Here is a 7,088-nt window from a genome sequence, read left to right on the forward strand (position 1 = left end):
CGCAACACAAGTCCGTCGCGCACGCTCCCTCGCAGCCCGACGCCCACACCCACTCCGACTCCAACGCCAGAGGCGACGCCCACACCTGTACCTCGTCGCCAGCCGCGCTTTCAACTGGGCCGCCCCCGTCCGACACCAGAGGGGATCCCGGCTGTTCCAACGCCACCGCCCGTAGTAGCCACTCCCGAACCTGAGCTTACGCCTGAGCCCTCTCCACAACCTGTCCCCACTTCAACTCCCCAGCCTGTGGCTACGCCTTTGCCGCGCGTGACCCCTATCCCTTTCCAGGAGCGGCGAGTGCGCCAGCAGGGGTTGCGGCTTTTCCCGCCGGGACTCCACAGTCCGGCCTTGCCAGGTGAGCAATAGCGGGACGGAGTCCTTGAGTTGATAGAAAGTTGATAGAATGCCCTTCGCGCAGCGGGCCGTAGGTCTCACTGTTCTCCCAATGCCCCTCTGCCTGGGCGCACGGTTGCCGCTTGTTGGATTCTCGCTCGCGATAGCGGTGCGGGGCCTTTATACCGGTCAAGTCCTTCAGGGCAAGAACCGCTTTCTGCTCTCTTGGTCGCGTAGCTAGGCTGGTGTGGCTGAGCCAAGCCAGGAGCATTGCTCCCTTAACCATCTCGCACCGATTGCGGCGGCGGGATGGGATCCTGGGTGGAGCTCTGGATCCCATTCTCTCCACTTTCCAACCTGAGCAAGGGCCGCAATCGGGATCCCTGCCAGGGATCCAGGACATCCCGAATTAGCACCTCCTGAATCCACACCTGCAGGATTGCCGCCAAAGGCACGGCCAGGAACAGGCCCAGCACCCCAAAGAAAAAGGCTGAAGTAACTTGAGCTACTAGGGTTAGGGCGGGCAGGAGCGACACCTGTCGGGACATAACAATGGGGGTGAAGACGCTGCTTTCCAACTGCTGGATCAGGATATACAGCCCCAGCACTGCCAAGGACTTCCAAGGGGCATCCGTGAGGGCTACCAGCATGGGGGCTACCACGCTTAAGGTGGGGCCGATATTGGGGATGAAGTTGAACAATCCCGCCAGCACCGCATTGGCCAAGATCAGGGGCACCCCCAAAATCCACAGCCCGATCCCACTCAGCAGCATCACCAAGGTGCTGGTAAACAGGATCCCCATCAGCCACCCTCGCAGCGCCAGCTCACAGCGCTTGAGGATGTAGCGAATGCGGGGACGGTAAAAGGCCGGGAAAACCGAGACAAAAGCGCGACTGTAGGCTTGGGGATCCGCCAACAACAAAATGGTGAGGATGATTACAAACAATAGGTTGAGCAGGGTGCCAAAAAAGGCAGTGAAGGACTCGGAGAAAAAGTCGCGCACCTGTCGCACCAACTCGGTGGCCTGGGGCACCAAGCTATTGGCCAATTCCCGCAGCGTCGGCAGCTCAATATCCGTCGGCAAAGAGAGAATCAAGCTCTCGAACAGCCGCTGCGCTTGCACGATCCCGGCGGGCACCCCATCGGTAAACAGCCACCGCAACTGCTCCGCCAGGGGGGGCACCACGATTAGCCCCACCAAGATCGCGGCCACCAAAACCGTCAAACTGGTGATGACAATTGAGGGGCCACGCCGAAAGCCGTAGCGCTGTGGGATCTGGGCCAAGGTATCCAATGCTACTGCCAACACAATGGCCGCGAACACCAACAGCAGGATCTGCCGGATCTGCCAAAGCAGAACTAGCAGGCCCAACAGCGCCCCTAGCCCCAGCCACTGGGCGAAGGTCACCCGCCAGCTCACCTCCTCTCTCGCCCGGTTGTCGCCTATTCTAGATGGGATCCCGACAAGTCCCATCGCTATTCGAGAACCCTGGATGCGCGATCCTGTCCCTTCAGAAGTGACTTTAGCCGCCCGCAGCAGTGGGATGGAGTTTTTGCTCACGGATGAAGCTCCCCTGCTCTCGGTGGGGGGAGTGTCCCGTTATTTGAAATCGCTGCTGGCCGGGGATCCCTACTTGGTCAGGCTGTGGGTGAGCGGGGAAGTCTCCAGTTGCCAGCGCAACCGCAATGGCCACCTGTTCTTGACCCTAGTCGATCCGGAAACCGGTGACGTTCTCAAGGGGGTGGTCTGGCAGGGCCAAACTTCCAGGCTCAGCTTCTGGCCGGAAGTGGGGCAACAGGTGCTTGCCCTTGGGCAACTTGGCATCTATAGCGGCGGCAGCCATTATCGCCTCGTCATCTGGCAATTGCTGCCTGCCGGGGAAGGGCTGTTGGCGTTGCGATTTCAACAGCTCAAGGCCCGCCTCAGTGCTGAGGGCTTGTTCGATAACCAACGACCTCTGCCTGTTCATCCCCAGTGCATTGCCGTCGTCAGTTCCCCCCACGCTGCCGGCTGGGGAGATATTCGGCGCACCCTCAACCAGCGCTACCCCGGGCTACGGGTGCTGTTCTCCCCAGCTCAAGTGCAAGGGGAGGCGGCCCCGGAATCAATTGTGCGGGCCATTCGCCGGGTGGAACAGGATGGGCGGGCGGAAGTGCTTCTTTTGGCGCGGGGCGGTGGAGCCAGCGAAGATTTGGCCTGTTTTAACGATGAGCGGGTGGTGCGAGCCATTGCCGAATGTCGGATCCCGGTGGTCACCGGGATTGGCCACCAGCGGGATGAAACCCTGGCTGACTACGCTGCCGACTACGCCGCCCATACCCCAACGGCAGCTGCCGAGCGGATCGTGCCGGATCTGGGGGAATTGCAGCGTCAGGGATCCCAGTTGCGCCAGAAGTTGATCGAACGCACCCGCCAAGCTTTGGAAAAAGCCCAGCAGCGTTTGCAGCAGGCCCAGCACCACTTGGTCTACGTGCATCCAGAGCGGCTGTTGCAACAGGCCCAGGAGCGCTTGACCCAGCGCCAACATCGCCTGCTCCAAGCCGTGCGCCATCGCCTCCGGCAACACCAACAGCACCAACAGGCCCTGCAAGATCGCCTCCAAGCGCTCGATCCCGAAGCCATTCTGAAACGGGGCTATGCCTTGGTGCGAGATGAAGAGGGATCCCTGATCCGCACCCATCGCCTGCCTCCCCAAACCCGCCTGATGATACAACTGGCCTCGGGAAGCCTATGGGTACGAGTAGAGGAGAGCCATGAGCCGCCGCAAACGTGAGGAGCCGTGGCGCTATGAAGCAGCCATTGCCGAGGTGGAAACTTTGATTGCCCAGATTGAATCGGGGGAACTGGATCTGGCGGAAGTGGTGGAGCGCTTTCAACAGGCCGCCCAAACCCTGAAAACCTGCGCGGACTTTTTAGAGCAAAAGCGGCAGCAGGTGGAGATCATCATCGAGCAATTGGGCCAAGGGGAAGAAGACTCTCAGGCGTTCTAGGGATCCCACCCGATCATTCCCCCTGCACTGCTGTCGCCATTCTGCTTCACTATGGATGGTCGTTGGATGGTTGTCTTTATCCTTGCGCCCCCATGCCCGCAAAGATCCTCGATGGCAAAGCCTTAGCCGCCCGCTTGCAAGCGGAGATGGCCGCCCAAGTGCAAGCTTGGATACCCCAGGTGGGGCGGCCACCGGGATTGGCAGTGCTGCGGGTTGGAGAGGATCCCGCCAGTGCGGCTTACGTGCGTGGCAAAGAGCGGGCCTGTGAGCGGTTGGGCATTGCTTCTTTTGGCCGACATTTTTCCGCCCAAGACTCCCCTGCCCATTTGCTCGACACCATCGACCAACTCAATCAGGACGAGCGGGTGGATGGCATCCTCGTCCAACTGCCCCTGCCCCCCGGCTGGGATCCCATCCCCCCCCTTCTGGCCATCAATCCCGACAAAGATGTGGATGGACTCCATCCCCTCAACCTGGGCCGGCTGTTGCGCGGCGAGCCCGGCCTACGCAGTTGTACCCCTTTGGGCGTGATGCGCCTGTTGCAGGCAGAAGGGATCCCGATTGCAGGCCGAAAGGCAGTGGTGGTCGGTCGCAGCATCTTGGTGGGCAAGCCCTTGAGCCTGATGTTGCTGGCCGCCGATGCGACGGTCACCTTGGCCCATTCCCGCACCCCCGATCTGGCGGAAGTGACCCGCGCCGCCGACATCGTGGTGATGGCCGTGGGCCGCCCCCGCTTGCTGAGGGCAGACATGGTAAAACCCGGCGCGGTGGTCATCGACGTTGGCATCAACCGCATCGAGACCCCTGCCGGATCTGAGCAACTGGTGGGAGATGTGGACTATGAAGCGGTCAAAGAGTTGGCCGCTGCCATCACGCCCGTACCGGGAGGCGTAGGGCCGATGACGGTAACGATGCTGCTGGCCAACACCCTAGAAAGCTACAAACTTCGCAGCCAGTTATAAACCACAAGATGTTCTATTCAGTACAAAAGCATCTAAGGCTGCAAGATCATCGACCAGGAGCCGCTCTCCCCATCCCAAAACGGGGCCAGAGACTCTCCCACCACATTGGGCCCCCAATAGCGGCGGGTTCCATCCAGGGCGAAAGCCACCACAATGTCTCCGGGGCCGATTTGCAGCGGTTCCTCTCCCAAGCTCAGCAGCAATCCCTCGCTCCCCCCCTCTCCAGGGGCAAAGTCCCAGTGGGCCGTTTCCGGATTGATCATCCGTTCGCCGCTGCGCATCAAGATCACCAGCCGAACCGGATGGGGCGTGCGATTGCCGACACGAAAGGATCCTGTGCGGGCGGAGGTGGGGGCAGCCTGGGGGGATAAGACAGGCTCTGAGGGCAGAACAGGGACAACATTCCCCTCAACAGAATCTTCCAAGGCTTCCAGCATCGGTTTCTCCAGAGTTTGTGCCCTCAATCCCTGCACGAGAACCCCTACCCCAACCAGAGCGGCAGACAACACTAGGGATCCCTTGCCCCTCAAAGCTCTGTTCAGCAATGGGCCGCCGGCGAAAAAAGAGGCAACAGCCTGAGCGAATGAGCAGATCAAGACGCACATCGAGACCACTGCAAGCCAAAGTGATACGTGTCGAGTTAGACAAAAGGCATCAACTGCTGCCCTACCCCTGATAGACCAGCCATACGCGTACAGAGTTCCATCAGAGGATAACGCCCCCACCGTGCAGAACACGATCGTTCAGCTACGTTAACACGTCCATTCCTCTATTCCCTGTGCTTTGGAGGAACAAGGAATAAGGGATCCCCCACTCCAGACCAGGCTAAGCAAGTTTGGATCCCTTTTAGGGATTCACAGCCCGACGCTGCCACCCTTTGGAAGTGCGCTCGTACACCGTCCGCAATTGGGGATAGATCTGATCCCCCTTAAGCTGTAGGTGATCCACCTCCGTTGGCTCCAGCAGTAAAGCCACAAAGGTCTGCGGAGGCAGCAGATCTTTCTCTTTCGGCAACTCTTGAATAAAAGCCTCTGGCGGGGCGAGCGGCCCTTTGGGTTCCGGCCAAAACCAGAGGAGCCGTCCTTTTTCCGATATCTGTTGCCACAACTGCTGCCGCTGGCGCTGGGCCTGGGGATCCGGATGATCGGCGGCGATGGCCTCAAGGGTGCCAGCGATGCGGAATTGCTCGCGGGTTTTGCAGAAATACCAGCAGATCTGGGCTTGGGGGCAGTGGGCAATTTGTCGGATCTTCTCGCTGCGACTATCCACCGCCAATTGAATGCGGTCGGTATCGCCCAAAAACCCCCGGAAAACGACCGTGCGGTTGCGCGGATGCCCCTGGGGATCCACCGTGGCCAATTGCAAATACCGCACACCGGGATCGCTACGGTTCCGGTGCAGTGCCGCCTGAATCAGCGCCCGCCAAGAGGGATCCGCAGTAGAATTGCCCTTCGGGTCTTTCATCCGTTTTTCGCAAGGTGCAAGCAAGCCAGGATTGGGGCTCTCTCTCCCTTAGCTAGGGGGTGGAGAAGTCTCAGATTGGGAGTCTCTGGAGTGCCTTGGTGAGGACTCCGCACCGCCGACGCGACCAGAGCTGGGATCCGGCTCAGTTGGGCTGATGGGATGAAAGTGGTGCTCCAGCCAGCCTTCCGGTGGCCCCTCAAACCGCTCCGGCACCGGCTGCTTCACCTGCAATCCCCGCAACACCGCGTTGAGATAGGCGCTATCCCAGCTAAAGAAGCGGCTTTCGCGGATTTTGTGCCACACCGAACGCGACATCAGCAACGTCCGCTCTACATCCTGGGCTCCCAGCTTCAGCAAGAACTCCTCCCGTTCCGGCTGGTAATCGGTGGAGGCCAAGGCCAGAGATTGCGGCGGATGAGCCTGAGTAAGCTGGGCCATCTTGGCCATGAGTTCGGGGTAAAGCCAAGTGTAGGCAGGGTGAACCGTAAGCTTGGCCACATGAGGTTGCTGCCCGGTGCGATCCAACTTCAAGTTGAAGTAGCCGATGGCGGTTTTGCGTTCGGGCTCGTAAACACACACTTCCACCCGCTCCGTCTGGCTAATGGCGCATTTGGCCTGCTCCAAAAGCCAATCCAGTGGGCTAGTGCGAAAATCGTTCACCTCACGGTCGTACACCTGGCGCACAGTGGCCGGCATGGATCCCGTATCCAGTTGGTAGATGGCATAGGCATCCCGGTTGGTCACCGGCACCAGGTTGGGCAATTTGGGCTCGTGCTGGCTGAGAGCTGCCAGAATATCGGCTGGAATCGACCAGTAGGTGATCTGAGCCAAGGGTTGGAAGCCGTTGCGCCGGTAGAGCGCCATTGCCCCCTTGTTGTGGATGTTCACCTCCAGGATCCAGGTGCGAGCTTCCCGAAAGTGCTCCATGCAGTGCTTGAGCAGCCGGGATCCCACCCCCTGTCGCTGGGCAGAGGGCGCCACTGCGATATGATCGACCCGCCAGGTGCTGCGGGAATGGTTGAAGGGGGAAACCTGAATCACCCCCTGAATCTTGCCCTTCAGCTCCGCCACATGCACTGTAAACATGTGCTGGAAGCGATTGGGAAACAGGGTCAGGGTTTTCAGGGGCCCATACCACTGGCGCAACCGCCGCACTTGGCGACGAATATCCACCGAGCGGCTGCTGTACTCTTCATCAAAGGCTTGCGCCAAAATCTCTTCCACAGCCTCCAGATCCCCCAGTTGGGCGGGGCGAATGATCAGGTCAGGGGCACCAATGGGGGCTTCGGAATCCGGGTCAGGTTTTGCTGTGGTGTTGTCCATGCCAATCGCAGGCG

At 60.1% G+C, this 7,088-nt stretch carries 7 protein-coding genes and 1 pseudogene; 4 read left to right on the forward strand and 4 right to left on the reverse strand.

Annotated elements, in window-relative coordinates; all coding sequences use genetic code 11:
* Window positions 1-366: pseudogene (locus NW829_RS11275) on the forward strand (hypothetical protein); the annotation flags it as partial.
* Window positions 367-611: 245 nt separating this feature from the next.
* On the opposite strand, the gene NW829_RS11280 reads toward NW829_RS11275, so the two are convergent.
* Window positions 612-1,754, reverse strand: a complete 1,143-nt coding sequence (locus NW829_RS11280) for an AI-2E family transporter (RefSeq protein ID WP_238376832.1) — start codon at window positions 1,752-1,754, stop codon at window positions 612-614.
* A gap of 73 nt (window positions 1,755-1,827) precedes the next feature.
* Here NW829_RS11280 and xseA point away from each other — a divergent pair, with 73 nt between their 5' ends.
* The 3 genes from xseA (at window position 1,828) to folD (ending at window position 4,287) form a co-directional block, all read left to right on the forward strand.
* Entirely contained in the window at window positions 1,828-3,108 is a 1,281-nt protein-coding gene (xseA, locus tag NW829_RS11285; RefSeq protein ID WP_414417111.1) for an exodeoxyribonuclease VII large subunit, read from the forward strand.
* A complete protein-coding gene (gene xseB, locus NW829_RS11290; RefSeq protein ID WP_414417112.1) occupies window positions 3,089-3,325 on the forward strand; it encodes an exodeoxyribonuclease VII small subunit in 237 nt (78 codons plus the stop codon). Before xseA ends, xseB begins: the two co-directional genes overlap by 20 nt.
* Window positions 3,326-3,417: 92 nt before the next feature.
* Window positions 3,418-4,287: a bifunctional methylenetetrahydrofolate dehydrogenase/methenyltetrahydrofolate cyclohydrolase FolD gene (gene folD / locus NW829_RS11295; protein ID WP_414417113.1), complete on the forward strand. Its 870-nt coding sequence runs from the start codon at window positions 3,418-3,420 to the stop codon at window positions 4,285-4,287.
* A gap of 32 nt (window positions 4,288-4,319) precedes the next feature.
* On the opposite strand, the gene NW829_RS11300 is transcribed toward folD, so the two are convergent.
* From NW829_RS11300 to NW829_RS11310, 3 genes are all read right to left on the reverse strand, one after another.
* On the reverse strand, window positions 4,320-4,793 hold the full coding sequence (locus NW829_RS11300) for a hypothetical protein (RefSeq protein WP_414417114.1): 474 nt from the start codon (window positions 4,791-4,793) through the stop codon (window positions 4,320-4,322).
* 340 nt (window positions 4,794-5,133) lie between these two features.
* Entirely contained in the window at window positions 5,134-5,751 is a 618-nt protein-coding gene (locus NW829_RS11305; RefSeq protein WP_414417115.1) for an Npun_F5749 family FMN-dependent PPOX-type flavoprotein, read from the reverse strand.
* A gap of 48 nt (window positions 5,752-5,799) precedes the next feature.
* Window positions 5,800-7,088 (reverse strand): GNAT family N-acetyltransferase (locus NW829_RS11310; RefSeq protein WP_414417116.1); only part of this gene is annotated, 1,289 nt, incomplete at its 5' end.

This window comes from Synechococcus sp. R55.8, from assembly GCF_047461895.1.
Classification (GTDB): Bacteria; Cyanobacteriota; Cyanobacteriia; order Thermostichales; family Thermostichaceae; genus Thermostichus.

Coding starts and splice junctions, on each gene's coding strand:
- xseA (WP_414417111.1), top strand. CDS start 1,828: ATGCGCGATCCTGTCCCTTCAGAAGTGACTTTAGCCGCCCGCAGCAGT.
- xseB (WP_414417112.1), top strand. CDS start 3,089: ATGAGCCGCCGCAAACGTGAGGAGCCGTGGCGCTATGAAGCAGCCATT.
- folD (WP_414417113.1), top strand. CDS start 3,418: ATGCCCGCAAAGATCCTCGATGGCAAAGCCTTAGCCGCCCGCTTGCAA.
- NW829_RS11305 (WP_414417115.1), bottom strand. CDS start 5,751: ATGAAAGACCCGAAGGGCAATTCTACTGCGGATCCCTCTTGGCGGGCG.